Source organism: Burkholderia sp. Bp9012 (assembly GCF_003853825.1).
GTDB lineage: Bacteria > Pseudomonadota > Gammaproteobacteria > Burkholderiales > Burkholderiaceae > Burkholderia > Burkholderia diffusa.
In genome coordinates this window covers 108,160-125,154 of the sequence record NZ_QTQA01000018.1, presented here as the reverse complement: position 1 = coordinate 125,154, position 16,995 = coordinate 108,160, and the positions used below count along the sequence as shown (strand labels likewise).

At 68.2% G+C, this 16,995-nt stretch carries 14 protein-coding genes; 8 read left to right on the top strand and 6 right to left on the bottom strand.

Translation table 11 applies throughout. The features are described 5' to 3' along the window. The first annotated feature begins 105 nt into the window (after window positions 1-105). Together DIE11_RS23780 and DIE11_RS23775 are read left to right on the top strand one after the other, a co-directional pair. Entirely contained in the window at window positions 106-1,626 is a 1,521-nt protein-coding gene (locus tag DIE11_RS23780) for a sensor domain-containing diguanylate cyclase (RefSeq protein WP_124627502.1), read from the top strand. Between the two features lie 236 nt (window positions 1,627-1,862). Beyond that, window positions 1,863-3,821, top strand: a complete 1,959-nt coding sequence (locus tag DIE11_RS23775; RefSeq protein ID WP_124627500.1) for a phosphatase PAP2 family protein — start codon at window positions 1,863-1,865, stop codon at window positions 3,819-3,821. A gap of 31 nt (window positions 3,822-3,852) precedes the next feature. On the opposite strand, the gene DIE11_RS23770 is transcribed toward DIE11_RS23775, so the two are convergent. After that, on the bottom strand, window positions 3,853-4,635 hold the full coding sequence (locus DIE11_RS23770) for a substrate-binding domain-containing protein (RefSeq protein WP_124627499.1): 783 nt from the start codon (window positions 4,633-4,635) through the stop codon (window positions 3,853-3,855). A gap of 195 nt (window positions 4,636-4,830) precedes the next feature. On the opposite strand from DIE11_RS23770, the gene DIE11_RS23765 reads away from it, so the two are divergent. After that, the gene (locus DIE11_RS23765) at window positions 4,831-5,637 is read left to right on the top strand and encodes an IclR family transcriptional regulator (RefSeq protein WP_124627497.1); all 807 of its coding nucleotides are present in this window, start codon (window positions 4,831-4,833) and stop codon (window positions 5,635-5,637) included. Between the two features lie 24 nt (window positions 5,638-5,661). On the opposite strand, the gene DIE11_RS23760 is transcribed toward DIE11_RS23765, so the two are convergent. Continuing rightward, on the bottom strand, window positions 5,662-6,993 hold the full coding sequence (locus tag DIE11_RS23760) for an MFS transporter (RefSeq protein WP_124627495.1): 1,332 nt from the start codon (window positions 6,991-6,993) through the stop codon (window positions 5,662-5,664). 268 nt (window positions 6,994-7,261) lie between these two features. On the opposite strand from DIE11_RS23760, the gene DIE11_RS23755 reads away from it, so the two are divergent. From DIE11_RS23755 to DIE11_RS23745, 4 genes are all read left to right on the top strand, one after another. After that, window positions 7,262-8,038, top strand: a complete 777-nt coding sequence (locus DIE11_RS23755) for an enoyl-CoA hydratase/isomerase family protein (protein ID WP_124627493.1) — start codon at window positions 7,262-7,264, stop codon at window positions 8,036-8,038. 19 nt (window positions 8,039-8,057) lie between these two features. Further along, window positions 8,058-10,157: an acetate--CoA ligase family protein gene (locus DIE11_RS23750; RefSeq protein ID WP_124627491.1), complete on the top strand. Its 2,100-nt coding sequence runs from the start codon at window positions 8,058-8,060 to the stop codon at window positions 10,155-10,157. Between the two features lie 260 nt (window positions 10,158-10,417). Next, window positions 10,418-10,588: a hypothetical protein gene (locus DIE11_RS36510; RefSeq protein ID WP_185633809.1), complete on the top strand. Its 171-nt coding sequence runs from the start codon at window positions 10,418-10,420 to the stop codon at window positions 10,586-10,588. A gap of 106 nt (window positions 10,589-10,694) precedes the next feature. Continuing rightward, window positions 10,695-11,093: a cupin domain-containing protein gene (locus tag DIE11_RS23745; protein ID WP_124627489.1), complete on the top strand. Its 399-nt coding sequence runs from the start codon at window positions 10,695-10,697 to the stop codon at window positions 11,091-11,093. 14 nt (window positions 11,094-11,107) lie between these two features. On the opposite strand, the gene DIE11_RS23740 is transcribed toward DIE11_RS23745, so the two are convergent. Beyond that, the gene (locus tag DIE11_RS23740; protein WP_124627487.1) at window positions 11,108-11,983 is read right to left on the bottom strand and encodes an aldo/keto reductase family oxidoreductase; all 876 of its coding nucleotides are present in this window, start codon (window positions 11,981-11,983) and stop codon (window positions 11,108-11,110) included. A 99-nt stretch (window positions 11,984-12,082) separates the two neighbouring features. Between DIE11_RS23740 and DIE11_RS23735 the strand changes: the two genes are divergently transcribed. Then, window positions 12,083-12,985: a LysR family transcriptional regulator gene (locus tag DIE11_RS23735; protein WP_124627485.1), complete on the top strand. Its 903-nt coding sequence runs from the start codon at window positions 12,083-12,085 to the stop codon at window positions 12,983-12,985. A 58-nt stretch (window positions 12,986-13,043) separates the two neighbouring features. On the opposite strand, the gene DIE11_RS23730 is transcribed toward DIE11_RS23735, so the two are convergent. The 3 genes from DIE11_RS23730 to xylF all read right to left on the bottom strand — a co-directional run bounded on the left by DIE11_RS23730 (window position 13,044) and on the right by xylF (window position 16,901). Next, window positions 13,044-14,243: a sugar ABC transporter permease gene (locus tag DIE11_RS23730; RefSeq protein WP_124627483.1), complete on the bottom strand. Its 1,200-nt coding sequence runs from the start codon at window positions 14,241-14,243 to the stop codon at window positions 13,044-13,046. Next, window positions 14,240-15,799: a D-xylose ABC transporter ATP-binding protein gene (gene xylG, locus DIE11_RS23725; RefSeq protein WP_124627480.1), complete on the bottom strand. Its 1,560-nt coding sequence runs from the start codon at window positions 15,797-15,799 to the stop codon at window positions 14,240-14,242. Before xylG ends, DIE11_RS23730 begins: the two co-directional genes overlap by 4 nt. Before the next feature lie 73 nt (window positions 15,800-15,872). Continuing rightward, entirely contained in the window at window positions 15,873-16,901 is a 1,029-nt protein-coding gene (xylF, locus tag DIE11_RS23720) for a D-xylose ABC transporter substrate-binding protein (protein ID WP_059599639.1), read from the bottom strand. Window positions 16,902-16,995 lie beyond the last annotated feature (94 nt).

Below are 16,995 nucleotides of genomic sequence, written 5' to 3'. Positions count from 1 at the left end.
TCATCGCTTCGCATGCCGGCCTCGATTTCCGGTTAACGGTGCCGTTAACCCGGATTTGACCCGCGCCGCTGCGGTCGCAGCCGGCTCCCCGCACGAACGCGAGCAATGCCTGCATTCACTTCGATCGAGAAAATTGCCGACTGGGCCGGCCGCCACCACCTGATCGTCGGTGTGCTGGGCACGCTGATGTCGCTCGCGGCGTTCGGCATCAGCGCAGCGACGCTGTGGGCCGCGCGAAGCGAAGTCGTCGAGCATGCGCACGAGACGTCGCGCAATGTCGCGGCCGTCCTGGTCAGCGAGATCGCGCGCACCGTCGAAACGTCCAACAATGCGCTCGTCGCGCTGGCCATCGATCTCGGCAATCCCGCCGTCGCACGCATGGACGCCGGGCTGCGTCACGACGTGCTGTTCGAGCGCACGGCCGCGCAATACGTGACCGGCATGGGCGTGACGGACCGCTACGGCCGTTTGATCGACGGCTGTTGCAGCCCGACCCACAACTGGGACTTCAGCGATCGCGACTACTTCAAGGTCCATCGCGATGCGGACAACGTCGGCCTCTACGTGTCCGAGGCGTATCGGGCGCGTTCGCGCGGCGACACGGAATCGATCGCGCTGTCGCGGCGCATCGAGCGGGCGGATCACACGTTCGACGGGATCGCGGTGGTCGCCATCGACCTCGCCTACTTCGATCGCCTCCTGTCCCGCCTGAACGTCGGGCCGCACGGCGTCAGCGCAATCCTGCGCGCGGACGGCACGATCCTCGCGCGCAACCCGCCGTTGAGCGATCACCAGATGGTCCGCCTGCGCCGCTCGAAGTCGTTCGAACGGATGGTGAACCGCGAATCGGGTTTCTATGTGGCGCGCTCGAGCATCGATGGCACCGTGCGGCTTTATACGTTCCAGCGTGTGCCCGGAACGCCGCTGATCGCCGTGGTCGCGCCGGCCGAGCGCGACGTGCTGGCCGGCACCACGCACCTCGCGTGGACGGTCGGTGTGTCTGCGTCCGTCATCGGTGCGCTGTTCTGCGCGGTGGTGTGGCTGCTCGCGTTCGCGCTGCGGGACAACCTGCGCAAGCAGACGCTGCTCACCGACCTTACGCGCACCGATCCGCTCACGGGCCTGCACAACCGTCGCGCGCTCGATGCCGCGCTCGCCGACGAATGGGAGCGGCTGCAGCGCGGCAGTGACGGCAGCCTGTCGGTGCTGTTCATCGACGCCGACCACTTCAAGCAGTACAACGACCGGTACGGCCATGCGCAAGGCGACGTCGCGCTGCGCTTTCTCGCCGAGTGCATCCGTGCGCATACCCGGCGGCGCGGCGATCTCGCCGCGCGCTACGGCGGCGAGGAATTCGTCGCCGTGTTGCCCGATACGGACGAAGGCGGCGCCGCGCAGGTCGCCGAGGCGATTCGCCGCGCCGTGGAGCGCAACGGGCTCGACGGGTTCGACGCGACGATTCCGGCTTTCACGGTCAGCATCGGCTGCGCGACCGGGCACCGCGCGCACCCGAGGTCCGTGCACGCGTTGTCGCATCAGGCGGACCTCGCCCTCTATGCGGCGAAGCGCCAGGGCAGAAACCGCGTGTGCCACGCCGACGCGAAGTCGTTGGCTCAACCGGCTTGACCGTGCCGGTTCCGCTCTCCTTCAAGCACCCGCGCGAGCACCGCCTGCCCGTATCCGCACGCTGCAGAACATCGGCCGACGGCAGAATCGATCGGGCCGCAAACGTTCAGCATCACGAATTCACCACATAGTGAACATTCGGGCGCATCGTCCGCGACCCGAAACAAATCCTTAACGGCTGCGTCACGATCGCCCACGACAATCCGCCATCTTCAACACTCAGGATGGAGTCTTGCATGTTTGCGTCACGAAGCCGTTTCCCGCTGCACGTCGCAGCGCTGTCGAGTGCGATCGTTCTCGCCGCATGCGGCGGCGGCGACGATGTCGCGTCGACCACCGCGACCAGCGCGGCCATGCCGGCACCGCCGGCCGACCCCGGTTTCGTCGACAGCGCGCCCGTGCCGAGCGTGCCGGCCTTCGTCGACAACATCGCGACCAACCAGCGCGGCGACGCGCGCTATGCAACGCTGTCGACCAACGCCGCCGTGCGCGTGGTGAGCCGCTTCCTCGACCTGTGGCAGCCTGCGACGATGCTGGTCGATGCCGGCGTGAGCGCGCCCGCCAACGGCGCGTTTCCGGCGATCTCGCCGTCGACCTGCTCGGGCCTGCCCGGCAGCGGCACGCCTTGCGGCACGATCCTGAACGACACGGTGCTCAACGCCAATGTCCAGTACGTGATCAACGCAACCACCGCCCGCACGCAGCAACAGGCCGACGCCGCCTACTTCGACGACCGGCGCGGCAAGGGCTACAGCGTGACCGACGGCATGGGGCCGCTCACCGACGCATGGCGCACCGCGGCCCAGCAGACGACCAGCATCACCAGCGTGCCCGCCGACGCGACGACGGTGCTGTACAACGATTCCGGCAACAACGTCGGTGTCGGCAGCAGCACGAACACGAACTTCGGCAAGGTCGTCGACCTGCTCAACGAGATGGGCAACAACGCGTCGACCGAGCCGTCGAAGCGCTTCTACAAGTATGCGCGGCCGTACCGCTGGAGCACGAGCGTGGTCGTCGCGCCGACGCTCGTGCCGGCGGAAAGCACGGCGCCCGCCACCGACGGCGGCTTCATCAGCGGCCACACGGCCGAAGCGGTGCGCGACGCGATGACGATGGCGTGGCTCGTGCCGGAGCGCTTCCAGGAGATGGTCAGCCGCGGCCTCGAACTCGGCGAAAACCGGATCCTCGCCGGCATGCACTCGCCGCTCGACGTGATCGGCGGCCGCATGCTCGCGCTCGCGATCAGCGCGGCGAACCTGACCGCGTACGCGAGCGACGCGCAGGCCGCGTATGCGCAGGCCCATCAGACGCTGCAGCAGCTCACGGGAACGACCGATACGACGTTCGCCGCCTTAGCGCACTCGGGCACGCCGACCACCGACCGGTTTGCCGATTACGCGACGAACAAGACGGCCTTCGCGCGCCGCATGACGTTCGGCTTCGGCACGATCGAATCGACCGGCGCGCCGCCCGTGGTGCCGAAGGGCGCGGAAATTCTGCTGCAGACGCGCTTCCCGTATCTGAGCGCAGATCAGCGGCGCGTCGTGCTGAAGACCACCGAAGTGCAGTCCGGCTATCCGGTGATGGACGACGCGGAAGGCTGGGGCCGCCTGAACCTGTTCGCCGCGGCCGACGGTTACGGCGCGTTCAGCGGCAACGTCGTCGTGTCGATGGATGCATCCCAGGGCGGGCTCAATGCGGCCGACCAGTGGCGCAACGACATCGGCGGCGCCGGCAAGCTGACGCTGCAAGGCACCGGCACGCTGACGCTCGCCGGCAACAACAGCTATACGGGCGGCACGCAGGTGAGCGGCGGCACGCTCGCCGCTGCATCGGCGAGCGCATTCGGCACCGGTGACGTCTATGTCGGCTCGGGCGGCAGCGTACGGATCGCGGCCGCGTCGCCCGTGACGGTCGCGACACGCTACACGCAGCTCGACAACACGACGCTCGAACTCGATATCGACGGCAACGGCGGCGGACGGCTGCGCGTCGGCGGCCCGCTCACCGTCGCGGGCGGCACGCTGCACGTGAAGTTCGTGAACGGCTATGCGCCGAAGGCCGGCGACACGATCGCGCTGATCGACGGCGCGGCGGCTTCAGCGAAGTTCTCGACCGTGACGGTCGACGGGTTCAAGGCGACGCCGGTTTATACGGCGACGGGGGTGTCGGTCAGGCTGTCGGCATCGTGATCTCGTGCGCGGGCGCCATACGGCGCTCGCATCAACGCGGATCGAGACCGCTGCGCTGCAGGATCGCGGCGGCCGGCGCGCTCTTCAGAAACGCCACGAATGCACGTGAAGCGTCGGCTGCCTGAGCATGCGCGGCAATCGCGGACGAGATCATGCTCGACTTCTGCACGTCGGCCGGCAGCGGCCCCGCGAAGTCGATGCCGGGCGTCACCTTCAGTTCACTGATCTGCTGCAGTCCGAGTTCGGCGCCGCCACGCGCCAGCACGGTGCCAACAAGCTCCTTGCCGCGAACGAGCACGCTCTTCGACTTCATCTGCTCGGCGATCCCGAGTGTCTCGAACAGCGTGCCGACGATGTAGGTGCCGCTCGCGCCTTCGGAGAACGCAACCGATTTCGCGTTCAGCAGTGCGCGGCGCAATGCGTCGACCGTGCCGACATCCGGCACGGCCACGCCGTGGCGCACGGCAACGCCGATGCCGCTCGCCGCGATGTCTTCGAGCGTTGCACGGTCGAACCGGCCGGCGTCGACTTCGCGCTCCAGCGCGGGTTTGATCATGAAGCACACGTCGACGGCTTCACCGTTGCGCAAGCGCATCGGCAATGCCTCGGGCGACGTGCCGTACGACGGCCCCCATGCGATGTCGAGACGATGTCCGGACGATTGCTCGAACGCGGGTGCCAGTCGTTCGAATGCGCCATGCAGCGCGCCCGTCGCCAGCACATGGATGTCATCCGCGTGCGCGCCCGCCGGGACGGCGCCGAATACGACCCACGCGACGGCCAGCCATGCGCGCCGCTTTGTCCTGTCCTTCATGTGTGCTCCCTCTCGTTGACGTCAAAGCAGCGCGTACCGCGCGGTTCCGGCGAGCGACGGACCGTGGACACGGATCCGCGCTCGCGCTTTGACAAAGACTCGATGAACCTGTATCTATGCCGCAGCGGCAGCGCCGTCAGGCGCACGAACCGCACGACCGTTTCGTCCGCCTTTACCCCTGCATCCGACTGCCCCATGCCAGACTCCGCTCCTCCTCGTTCATCGGGCACCGCCAAACGCGGCCCGTCGTCGACGGTCTCGAACCGCTCGCTCGAACGCGGGCTCGACGTGCTGCGCGCGTTCGGCTCCGGCGCGACGCTGCTCGGCAACGGCGACCTCGTCGAACTCACGGGCCTGCCGAAGGCCACCGTCACCCGGCTCGCCCGCACGCTCGTCGAAGCCGGCTATCTCGAACACGATCCCGTGCATCGCGGCTACCGGCTCGGATTGCCGGTGCTCGGCCTCGCGCATGCGCTCAGGAGCGGTTCGACGGTGCTGCAGGCGGCCGCGCCGCGGCTGCGCGAGACGGCCCAGGCGCTGCACATCAACGTCGGCATCGCCGGCCCCGACCGCGACGACATGGTCTACCTCGAATCGATCCGCTACAGCCCGCGTGCGTCGCTTCGCACCGTCGTCAGCGGCCAGCGCGTGCCGATGGCGCTGACGTCGCTCGGCCGCGCGTTTCTTGCGTCGCTGCCGGGCGCCGATTACGCGCGTCAACTCGCCGAACTCGAACCGCATCGCGCATCGTGGCCGCGCATCCGTGCCGAGATCGACGACGCCGTCGCAGCGGTGCACGCGCAAGGATTCTGCGTCGCGAGCTGGCAGCCGGAAGTCGTCGCGCTCGCGACGCCGCTCGAGATTGCGGGCCACCGCACGCTCGCGCTCAACTTCAGCGTGCGCACGCTCGATGCCCCGTCAGCCGTCGCCGCCCGCCTGTCGGCGGCATTGCTGGCATTGCGCGACGACATCGTCGCCGCGACGCTGCGCCTCGACAGCTGACGCGACGATCGGCTCCCCCGTGCATCAGCGTTCGCGAATCGCGCGAGCCGGGATGCCGAGCACGACGGCGAGCCCGCCGAGCACCGACACGATCGCGACCATGTAGAGGCCGATCGCGCTGCTGCCGAATTGGGTCGACGTGTAGCCGATCACAGACGGTGCCGCAATGCCGCCGAACTGGCCCAGACTGCTGATCAGGCCAATCCCGCTCGCGGCCGCGGTGCTCGACAGATACGCGGGCGGAATCGTCCAGAACAGCGACAGCATCCCGAGATAGCCGGCCGTCGCGATGCAGAGCAGCACGATGAGCGCAGCCGGCTGCGCGGCCGCGGCCGGCAGCAGCGCGACGCCGAGCGCAGCCATGACGGCACTGCCCATGAAATGCCAGCGCCGTTCGAGCTTGCGGTCGGAATGCCGGCCGAGCAGATACATCGCGACCGCGCCGAACACGTAGGGGATCGCCGACAGCAGCCCGATGTGCCAGAAGTTCGTGATGCCGCTCTTGCGAATCACGCTCGGCGCCCAAACGTGCACGACGATGCTCGCCCACGGCACGCTGAAATACGCGAACGTCAGGAAATAGAATTTCGGCTCCTTCAGTGCATCCCAGATCGAGCCGTGCGCGTGCGATGCCTTCAGCGCCGCATCGTGTTCGAGTTCGCGCAGCAGCAGCGCCTTCTCGTCCGCGCTCAGCCATGTCGCCTGCTCGGGACGATCGGTCAAATACAGGTACGCGAACAAGCCGGCCACGACCGACGGCAACCCCTCGATCACGAAGAGCCACTGCCAGCCCTTCAGGTGAAGCGCGCCCGACAGGTTGTTCAGGATGAAACCCGACACCGGGCCGCTGACGATGCCCGATACGCAGATCGCCGTCATGAACAGCGCAGTGACGCGTGCGCGGCGCGCCGACGGGAACCAGTACGTGAAATACAGGATGATGCCGGGGAAGAAGCCGGCCTCCGCGACGCCGAGCAGCACGCGCGCGATGTAGAACTGCGTGGGCGTCTGCACGAACGCGGTCCCCGCCGATACAAGCCCCCACAGCGCCATGATCCGCATCAGCGTCTTGCGCACGCCGACCCGCGCAAGCCACAGGTTGCTCGGCACCTCGAACAGCATGTAACCGACGTAGAACAGGCCGACGCCGAAGCCGAACGCCGCTTCGGTCAGCCCGATGTCCCGCGAGAATTGCAGATGGGCGAAGCCGATGTTGGCGCGATCGATATACGCAAACACGTAGCAGACGAACAGGAACGGCAGCAGCCGTTTCGTGACCTTCGCATATACGGCGTCGAGTGCCGGCCGATCGGCGCCGCTTCGCTCGAGCGGTTCCGTTGCAATGGCGTGTTGCATCTTGTCTCCAGTCTTGTTGAATGCCCCGCGACACCGAATCGGTATTTTCATCCGGTCGCGGTGAAATCGATTATCGGCGGCTGGCGGCGAGCCGCAACCGCGCTGTTTCACTGGATGAAACAACCACGGATCACCTGACAGTTTCATTCAGTGAAACCAGGCCGATGGCAGCCGCATGGCGCCGCGCTACGCTTGCAGCACCCGGATCGGCCATGTGCCCCGCACCGCCGGTTCTTCGCACCGCTCGTTTTCGACGCAGGAAGAAACCATGCAAACCATCGACGTCACGATTCAATCGAACATCGCGACCCTTACCCTGAATCGCCCCGACAAGCGCAACGCCGTCAGCGACGCGATGCGCACCGAGCTCATCGAAGCGCTCGATTCGCTCGCCCGCGCACCGGAAGTTCGCGCCGTCATCGTCACCGGCAGCGGCAAGGGCTTCTGCGCGGGCGGCGACATCACCGGCATGGCGCAGCGCATGGACGCGCCGGCCGACGAGGTCGCGTTCAACGGCTGGTCTCGCCAGCAGCGCGTCCACCATGCGGTCACGCTGCTGCATGCGATGCCGAAGCCGACGATCGCGGCCGTCAATGGTGCCGCGGCCGGGCTCGGTGCCGACATGGCGCTGTCGTGCGATTTCGTGATCGCTTCGGAAGCGGCGACGTTCGTGTGGAGCTACATCAAGCGCGGACTGATTCCCGACGGCGGCGGCCTGTATTTCCTGCCGCGGCGGGTCGGGCTCGCGGCCGCCAAGGACCTGATTTTCAGCGGTCGCAAGGTCGACGCACGCGAGGCGCACGCGCTGGGCATCGCCGACCGGATCAGCGCGCCCGACACGCTGCTCGCCGACGCCACCGCGTGGGCGAGCGAGCTGATCCAGGGCTCGCCCACCGCGCTCGCGCTCGGCAAGGCGATCCTGAACCAGAGCTACGAACTGTCGGCCGCGCAGGTGCTGTCGCAAGGCAGCCAGGCGCAAGCGATCTGCTACACGAGCCGCGAGCACCGCGATGCCGTGCGCGCATTCCTCGACAACGTGCGCTGAGCGCCGACAGGAGCCTCCGATGAACGCCATCGAAAAATTGATGCGGCCGGCCCGCGTCGCCGTCATCGGCGCGTCCGCCGATCCCGCGAAGACCGCCGGCCGACCCATCGCCTACTTGCAAAAACACGGGTTCGGGGGAGACATCTACCCGGTCAATCCGCGCTATCCGTCGATTGCCGGCCTGCGCTGCTACGAGGACGTCGAAGCGCTGCCGCACGCACCCGACGTCGGCATCGTGCTGCTCGGCGCCGAGCGCGCGCACGTCGCGGTCGAGGCGCTTGCGAAACGCGGGACCGCCGCCGCGATCGTGCTCGCGAGCGGCTACGCCGAAACCGGCGAAGCCGGCGCACGCCGCCAGGCACAACTGAAAGAGGCGGCCGGCTCGATGCGCGTGCTCGGGCCGAACACGATCGGCGTCGTCAACCTCACGGATCGCGTCACGTTGTCCGCGAGCGGCGCGCTGGACACCGACGGCTTCGCCGTCGGCGGCGTGAGCGTCGTGTCGCAGAGCGGCGGCATTCTGGGTGCGCTGCTGTCGCGCGCCGCCGATCGCGGCATCGGCCTGTCGAAGCTCGTGTCGACCAGCAACGAAGTCGATCTCGACGTGAGCGACTTCATCGATTACTTCATCGACGACGATGCAACCTCCGTGATCGCGCTGTACCTCGAAGGGCTGCGCGATCCCGCGCGGTTTCGCGCGGCCGCGCGCCACGCGGCGCGTGCGGGCAAGCCGATCGTCGTGTACAAGATCGGACGATCGGAGTCCGGCGCGCGCTCGGCCGTCTCGCACACCGGCGCGCTCGCCGGCGAGGACCGGATGTACGACGCGCTGTTCCGCGACGCGGGCGTGATTCGCGCGCAGACGTTCGGCGATCTGCTCGACATGCCGAACGCCTTCGCGGCCGGCCGCACGCTGCGCGGCACGCGCGTCGCGATTCTCACGTCGACCGGCGGCGCGGGCACGCTCGTCGCGGACAACCTGGGGCTGGCCGGCTTCGACACGCCGGCGCCCGATGCGGACACGGCTGCCGCGCTACGCGCGCTGCAGTCCGGCGATCACGCGGTGCTCGACCGCAATCCGATCGACGTGACGCTCGCCGGCCTGCAGCCCGAGCTGCTGCGCCGCGCGATCGAGACGCTCGCGGCCAGCCCTTCATACGACGCAGTTGCCGTGATCGCCGGTTCATCGAGCATCGGCATGCCCGAGCTGATGGCCGGCGCCGTGCGCGATGCGTTGCCCGGCACCGACAAGCCGGTGGTCGCGTTCGTGAGCCCGCATGCGCCGGCCGTCACGCATGCGATGAACCGGCTCGGCGTGCCGGCGTTCGTGTCGCCCGAGAGCGTCGCGAGCGCGATGGTCGCGATGCGGGACGCCGGCCTCTGGCGCGCGCGGGCGGCCGCGCCCACGCTCGATGCGGTTGGCGCGGCAACCGGCATCGACGTGCCGGACCTGCCGCGCGGGCCGCTCGACGAAGCGCAGGCGAAGGCGCTGTTCGCACGCTTCGGCGTGACGCCCGTGCGCGAGCGCGTCGTGCGCAATGCCGAGGATGCCGAGCAGGCGGCACGGCATCTCGGCGATCGCGTGGTGCTGAAACTGCTGTCGAACCGCGTCACGCACAAGAGCGACATTGGCGGCGTCGCGGTTGGCGTGCATGCCGATGCGATCGGCGAACGGCTCGGACGCATGCGTGCCGACGTCGAGACCGGCGCGGGGTTCGTGCCGGACGCGTTCCTCGTGCAGGAAATGATTGCGGGCGGCGTCGAGATGATCGTCGGCCTGCATCGCGACCCGCTCGGCATCGCGATCCTGCTCGGGATGGGCGGCGTGACCGCGGAGATATTCAACGACACGGTGTTGCGGATGCTGCCGGAGGACGCGCCGCTGTCGCGCGACGATGCGCTCGACATGATCCGCGCGCTTCGCACGTGGCCGTTGCTCGACGGATATCGCGGCCGTCCGAAGGCGGACGTCGACGCGCTCGCCGACGCGCTCGTCGCGTTCTCGCGGATGGCGCGCCAGCTCGGCGCGCGGCTCGTCGAAGCCGAAATCAATCCGTTGTTCGTGCTCGATGCCGGCCACGGCGTGCGGGCAGCCGACGGCGTCGCCGTGCTGGCCTGACGGCGAGCGCGCCGCGGCGGCACAAGGCGGCCCGCCGGTGCCGCCGCGCGCGGGGCCGGCGGCAACGCATCGATTTCGCTCGCCACCGGCGCGAACGGCCGAGCGGCCACCGGAGCAATGCGCGTGCCGTGCGCGGGAACGTGCATTGCTCATCGCGACGGTATCCACTGGACTGCGAGCATCGATGCGGCCGCCGGACAAGACGGCCCGCCCCGCGACAGCAGCCCGCGCGATGAACTCGAACCGCAAGGAGAAGAACGATGACCCTGCTTATCTACCTGGCCGGATGGATCATTTTCATCGGCGGCGTGGCCTGGGGACTGACGACGCTGCATGTGTCGCAGCACATCATCGAGATCGTGGCCGTCATTCTGCTCGGCATCGCCGTGATCACGGGGGCGACACGCGCGCGCAACCGCGACCGGTCGTAGCGCGCTCGCGCCGCCCCGGCATCGCCAATATAATCGGCTTTCCCGACGCATCGATGATCGGAAAAGTAGCGCTTCCCGCATACACGCAACCGCATCTGGAGACGCGATGTCCCTCCCCGCCGTTCCGTTTGCCGAATCGTTCGACCTCGAGGCTGCTTTCGCGGATGTGTCCGAATACTGGTCACCCAAGGTCGTCGCGCAGGTCAACGATCAGTACGTGAAAGTCGCAAAGGTCCGTGGCCAGCTCGTGTGGCACGACCATGCGCTCGAAGACGAGCTGTTCTTCGTCGTGCGCGGGCACCTCAGGATCGAGTATGAAGGCGGGCGCGCCGTCGACTTGCCCGCCGGCTCGATGCATGTCGTACCGCGCGGCAAACGGCACAACCCCGTCGCCGACGACGAATGCTGGATCGTGCTGATCGAGCCCGTGCAGACGAAGCACACCGGCGATGTCCAGTCACCGCTGACCCGGACGATCGACGAACAGTTGGGTCAGGCGCGCTGAGTCACGCGCCAGCCTCAACCGCGAACGGACGCGACACCGTCGAGTTCGCGCACGGCGTCCTCCGGCAACACCAACCCACCGGCGGCGAGATTCTCGCGCAGATGCGCGACGGACGACGTCCCCGGAATCAGCAGGATGTTCGGCGCGCGCTGCAGCAGCCACGCGAGCGCGGTCTGCATCGGCGTCGCACCGAGCCGGGCCGCGATCGCGTCGAGCGTGGACGACTGCAGCGGATTGAAGCCGCCGAGCGGAAAGTACGGGACGTAGGCGATGCCGTCGCCCGCGAGCGCATCGACGAGATCGTCGTCGTCCCGGTGCGCCAGGTTGTAATGGTTCTGCACGCAGACGATGTCGCAGATCCGGCGCCCTTCGGCGATCTGCGCGGCCGTGACGTTGCTCAGCCCGATGTGCCGCACGAGGCCCTGCCGCTGCAGTTCGGCCAGTGCGGACAGCGGCGCCTCGATCGAGCCTTCTGCCGGGCCGTGCGTGTCGAACATGATCCGCAGGTTGACCACGTCGAGCACGTCGAGACCGAGGTTGCGCAGGTTGTCTTGCACGGCTGCGGCGAGCGCTTCACCGGAAAACGCCGGCAGCCAGGAACCGTCGTCGCCGCGCCTCGCGCCGACCTTGGTCACGATCAGCAGGTCGTCGCGATACGGATGCAACGCTTCGCGAATCAGCTGGTTCGTCACATGCGGGCCGTAAAAGTCGCTCGTGTCGATGTGGTCGACGCCCGATGCGACGGCTTCACGCAAGACGGCGAGCGCCGCGTCGCGGTCCTTCGGCGGACCGAACACGCCGGGGCCGGCCAGTTGCATCGCGCCATAGCCGATGCGGTGAACGCGTCGGCCCGCGACGGAATACGTGCCGGACTGAACAAAGGGGGACATGATCGTGCTCCTGTATCGAATGCGTGGCCGCAGGTTACGCCGTGTCGCGCTGCGCGATAACCGGTCATAATCCGCACGACCTGTACGAAAAGGCGAACAATGCAAGTCGATCTGGGCGATCTGAACGCGTTCGTGGCGGTGGCACGGGCGAAGGGCTTTCGCGAAGGTGCGCGCATGGTCGGCGCGAGCGCATCCGGTCTCAGCGAAGCCGTGCGCCGGCTGGAGGCGCAACTCGGCGTGCGGCTGCTGCACCGCACGACGCGCAGCGTGTCGCCGACCGAAGCCGGGGAGCGCCTGCTCGCGCGGCTCGCGCCGGCACTGAGCGAGGTGGAGGCGGCGCTCGACGTGGTGAACACGTTCCGCGAGCGACCGGTCGGCACGCTGAAGCTCAATGTGCCGATGAGCGCGGCGCGGCTCGTGCTGCCGTCCATCGTTCCGCGCTTTCTCGACGCGTATCCGGAGATCCGGCTCGAGGTCGTGGCCGACGAAAACTTCGTCGATATCCTCGCGGCCGGCTGCGACGCGGGCATCCGTTACGACGAGCGCCTCGAACAGGACATGATCGCCGTGCCCATCGGCCCGCGTACGCAACGCTTCGCCACCGCCGCGGCGCCCGCCTATCTCGCGCGGCGCGGCCGTCCGGCGCATCCACGCGATCTGCTCGACCACGCGTGCCTGCGCGGCCGGTTCGCGAGCGGCGCGATGCCGGCGTGGGAGTACGAGCGCGACGGCGAAGTGGTCCGGGTGGAGCCGTCGGGCCCGCTCGTCGTGCAGATCGGCGGCGCCGTCGATCTCGTCGTGGACGCCGCCTGCGCCGGGGTCGGCATCGTGCATCTTTTCGAAGACTGGCTGCGTCCGCACCTCGCGAGCGGCGCGCTCGAGCCTGTGCTCGGCGAATGGTGGCGACCGTTCTCGGGCCCGTATCTGTATTACCCGGGGCGGCGTTTCGTACCGGCTCCGCTGCGCGCGTTCGTCGATTTCGTCAAGGCGGATGCCGGGTAGAACGGCGGGCGCCGCCGCCCGGCGCCTGCGCAAGCGGCGATCGCGCCCGCACCGCCCGTCACCGCCGGTTCGAACGCGACACCACGTCGATCCACACCGCCAGCACCAACACCCCGCCCTTGACGATCATCTGCCAGTACGCGTCGACGTCGAGCATCGACATCCCGTTGTCGAGGCTCGCCATCACGAGCGCGCCGATCAGCGCGCCATAGACGGTGCCTGACCCGCCGCGCATCGACGTGCCGCCGATGAAGCACGCGGCGATCGCGTCGAGCTCGCCCATCGTGCCGGCCGACGGCGAGCCGGCCGCGAGCCGCGCGGTGTTGACGATGCCCGCGAACGCGCACATCAGCCCCATCAGCGCGAAGATCGCAAGCTTCACACGATCGGTGTCGACGCCCGACAACCGCGTCGCTTCCAGGTTCGAACCCACTGCATAGATGCGCCGGCCGAACACGGTCTGCGTCGCGATCCACGAGAACGCACCGAGCAGCGCGAGCAGCAGCAGCACGGGCACGGGAATGCCGCCGTAACGATCGAGCGTCGCGACGAACGCGAACAGCACGGCCCCAGCGCCGACGACTTTCGCGACGTCCTGCCACAGCGGCACGACCGCAAGCCGGTAACGGTGCCGCGTACCGCGCTGCCGGATCACCAGCAGCGCGACGAGCGCGAACAGCAGGACCGCGAGCCCGTCGCCGGCCGCGCGCGGCAGATAGCCCTGCCCGATGAACACGAAGCCGTCGGACACCGGCGCGATCGTCGAGCCGCCCGTCACGCCGAGCAGGATGCCGCGGAACGCGAGCATCCCGCCCAGCCCGACGATGAACGACGGCACGCGCCGGTAGGTCGACCACCAGCCGTTGAACAATCCGACCAGCACGCCGAGCGCGAGCACGGCCGGCACCGTCGCGGCCACGGGCCAGTGGCGATTGACGTCGAGGATCGCCGCGACACCGCCGAGCAGCCCGAGCAGCGATCCGACCGACAGGTCGATCTCGCCCGCGATGATCACGAACACCATGCCGCACGCGAGCATCCCGGTGATCGACATCTGCCGCAGCAGGTTCGACACGTTGCGCGGCGTGACGAACGCACCGTCGGTCAGCACCGAGAAAAACACCCAGATTGCCGCGACCGCGAACAGCAGCGCGAGCACCTTGTAGCGCACGAAGATCTGGCGCAGCGGATGGCCGTGTGTGCGACGCGCGTCGGCGTCCGGCGGCACGGCGGTGGAGGAAGACAGTTCGGTATTCATGGGGCACTCGCTGCAATGGGTTCGGCCGGCTGCCGCGCGGATTTCAGCGCGGCGCCGAGGATCTGTTCCTGCGTGAGACCGTCATTGACGAAATCGCCGCGCAGCTCGCCTTCGCCGATCACGAGCACACGATCGGCGAGCCCGAGCACTTCCGGCAGCTCGGACGACACGACGATCAGCGCGACGCCGCGTTTCGCGAGCGCAAAGATCAGCCGGTAGATTTCCGCCTTCGCGCCGACGTCGACGCCGCGCGTCGGCTCGTCGAGGATCAGCACCTGCGGATCGGCCAGCAGCATCCTGGCGAGCACGGCCTTCTGCTGGTTGCCGCCGGACAGGCTCGCGATCGGCAGGAACGGATGCGCGGCGCGCACCGACAGACGCTGCATCTCGGTGCGGATCGCGTCGAGTTCGGCGGCCGCATCGATCCGCCCGTGGGCGGCGAAACGGCGCAGCACCGACAACGTGATGTTGTGGCCGACGCCAAGCTGCGGCACGATCCCGTGACGCTTGCGGTCCTCGGGCACCATCGCGATGCCCGCGCGAATCGCATCGGCCGGCGAGCGGATCGCGAGCGGCCGGCCGTTCATCCGCACGGTCGCCGTGCTCGCGCCCGGATACGCGCCGAAGATCGCCTGCATCAGCTCGGTGCGGCCGGCGCCGACAAGCCCGGCGATGCCGAGGATCTCGCCGCGCCGCACGCTGAACGACACGTCGTCGACGCGCTTGCGGCGCGGGTTCGCCACGTCGTGACAGGTCACGTTGCGCGCGTCCAGCACGACGTCGCCGATCTCGTGCGGCTCGCGCGGATACAGGTTGCGGATCTCGCGGCCAACCATCATCGCGATGATCCGGTCGGTGGTCATTCCGCGCATCGGCTCGGTCGCGACGTGGCGGCCGTCGCGGATCACGGTCACGGTGTCGCACACCGCGTCGACTTCGTCGAGCTTGTGCGAGATGTACACGCACGCGACGCCGCGGCGCTTCAGGTCGCGCACGATGTCGAGCAGGATGCGCGTCTCGGCGGCGCTCAGCGACGACGACGGCTCGTCGAGGATCAGCAGCTTCGCGCGCTTGTTCAGCGCCTTCGCGATCTCGATCAGCTGCTGGTGGCCGCCGCCGTAGTTCATCACCGGCTGCGCGACGTTGATCGCGTCGATCCGCAGCTCGCGCAGCAGCGCCTCGGAACGCCGCACCATCTCCGCGTAGTGCATGCGCCCGCCGGGCAGCGTGATCTCGTTGCCGAGGAAGATGTTCTCGGCGACCGACAGCTCGGGCACCAGCATCAGTTCCTGGTGGATGATCACGATGCCCGCGCGTTCGGTGTCGCGCACGCCGGACGCGACGAGCGGCGCGCCTTCCCAGCGGATCTCGCCATCCCACGTGCCGTGCGGGTAGACGCCCGACAGTACCTTCATCAGCGTCGACTTGCCGGCGCCGTTCTCGCCGCACAGCCCGACGCACTCGCCGGGGCGCACGGTCAGATCGATTCCGTCGAGCGCCTTCACGCCGTCGAATGCCTTGACGATGCCGCGCATCGTCAGCAAGGGTTCCGTCATACGTTGATTGCCTCACAGTGAGCACGCGGCCGGCCGCACCTGGCCGGCCACATGCATCCTGCCCGTCGTGCCGTTATTGGCTCGCGAGCTGGGCCTGGGTATAGAAGCCGTCCTTCACGACGACGTCGACGTTGCGCTTGGTCAGCAGCGTGGGCTGCAGCAGCACCGTGTCGACCTTCTTCTTCCCGTTGTCGTACTGCGCGTTGAACGCGGGCTTCGTGCCCTTCGCGAGATCGACCGCAAGCTTCGCGGCTTCGCTCGCGATCAGCTTCAGCGGCTTGTAGACGGTCATCGTCTGCGTGCCGGCGATCACGCGCCTGACCGCCGCGAGGTCCGCATCCTGCCCGGACACCGGCACCTTGCCGGCCAGGTGCTGCGCGGCGAGCGCCTGGATCGCGCCGCCCGCGGTGCCGTCGTTCGACGCGACGATCGCGTCGATCCGGTTGTTGTTCGCGGTGAGCGCATCCTCGACGATGCGCAGTGCGGTCGATGCGCTCCATTCGGGCACCCACTGCTGGCCGACGACCTTGATGTCGCCGCGATCGATCGCCGGCTTCAGCACCTTCAACTGGCCCTCGCGCAGCATCTTCGCGTTGTTGTCGGTCGGCGCGCCGCCGAGCAGGAAATAGTTACCCTTCGGCTTCGCGTCGAACACGCCCTTCGCCTGCAGTTCGCCGACCTTCTCGTTGTCGAACGAGATGTACGCGTCGACGTCCGCATCGAGGATCAGACGGTCGTACGACACGACCTTGATGCCGGCCTTCCTCGCTTCGGCGACGACGTTGCCAAGCGTCTTCGAATTGAACGGCACGATCACGATCACGTCGACGCCGCGCGAAATCAGGTTCTCTATCTGGGAAATCTGTCGCTCCTCGCTCGCGTCGGCCGACTGCACCGACACCTTCGCGCCGAGCTTCGTCGCGGCCGCGACGAAATAATCGCGATCGCGCGACCAGCGCTCGACGCGCAGGTCGTCGATGCAGAAGCCGATCTCGGGCTTGTCCTTGCTCGCATGTGCGAGCGGAGCGCCGAGCGCGAAGAGCGCCAGCGCTGCTGCGCCGGCAAGGGAACTCAATACGGTACGGCGCGTCACGGATTTCATGTCTCCACTCCTTGTTATTGGACAACCTCACGAACACCGGGCGGCCGCGGGAATGCGCCGCCCGCATCGAGTCACTGCACAGCACGGGATCGCA

Excerpts from the sequence above, each read along its gene's own strand:
- DIE11_RS23730 (WP_124627483.1), bottom strand. The coding sequence starts at position 14,243 with ATGAATACCGAACTGTCTTCCTCCACCGCCGTGCCGCCGGACGCCGAC.
- DIE11_RS23745 (WP_124627489.1), top strand. The coding sequence starts at position 10,695 with ATGTCCCTCCCCGCCGTTCCGTTTGCCGAATCGTTCGACCTCGAGGCT.
- DIE11_RS23755 (WP_124627493.1), top strand. The coding sequence starts at position 7,262 with ATGCAAACCATCGACGTCACGATTCAATCGAACATCGCGACCCTTACC.
- DIE11_RS23760 (WP_124627495.1), bottom strand. The coding sequence starts at position 6,993 with ATGCAACACGCCATTGCAACGGAACCGCTCGAGCGAAGCGGCGCCGAT.
- DIE11_RS23770 (WP_124627499.1), bottom strand. The coding sequence starts at position 4,635 with ATGAAGGACAGGACAAAGCGGCGCGCATGGCTGGCCGTCGCGTGGGTC.
- DIE11_RS23780 (WP_124627502.1), top strand. The coding sequence starts at position 106 with ATGCCTGCATTCACTTCGATCGAGAAAATTGCCGACTGGGCCGGCCGC.
- DIE11_RS23735 (WP_124627485.1), top strand. The coding sequence starts at position 12,083 with ATGCAAGTCGATCTGGGCGATCTGAACGCGTTCGTGGCGGTGGCACGG.
- DIE11_RS36510 (WP_185633809.1), top strand. The coding sequence starts at position 10,418 with ATGACCCTGCTTATCTACCTGGCCGGATGGATCATTTTCATCGGCGGC.
- DIE11_RS23765 (WP_124627497.1), top strand. The coding sequence starts at position 4,831 with ATGCCAGACTCCGCTCCTCCTCGTTCATCGGGCACCGCCAAACGCGGC.
- DIE11_RS23750 (WP_124627491.1), top strand. The coding sequence starts at position 8,058 with ATGAACGCCATCGAAAAATTGATGCGGCCGGCCCGCGTCGCCGTCATC.
- xylG (WP_124627480.1), bottom strand. The coding sequence starts at position 15,799 with ATGACGGAACCCTTGCTGACGATGCGCGGCATCGTCAAGGCATTCGAC.
- xylF (WP_059599639.1), bottom strand. The coding sequence starts at position 16,901 with ATGAAATCCGTGACGCGCCGTACCGTATTGAGTTCCCTTGCCGGCGCA.
- DIE11_RS23740 (WP_124627487.1), bottom strand. The coding sequence starts at position 11,983 with ATGTCCCCCTTTGTTCAGTCCGGCACGTATTCCGTCGCGGGCCGACGC.
- DIE11_RS23775 (WP_124627500.1), top strand. The coding sequence starts at position 1,863 with ATGTTTGCGTCACGAAGCCGTTTCCCGCTGCACGTCGCAGCGCTGTCG.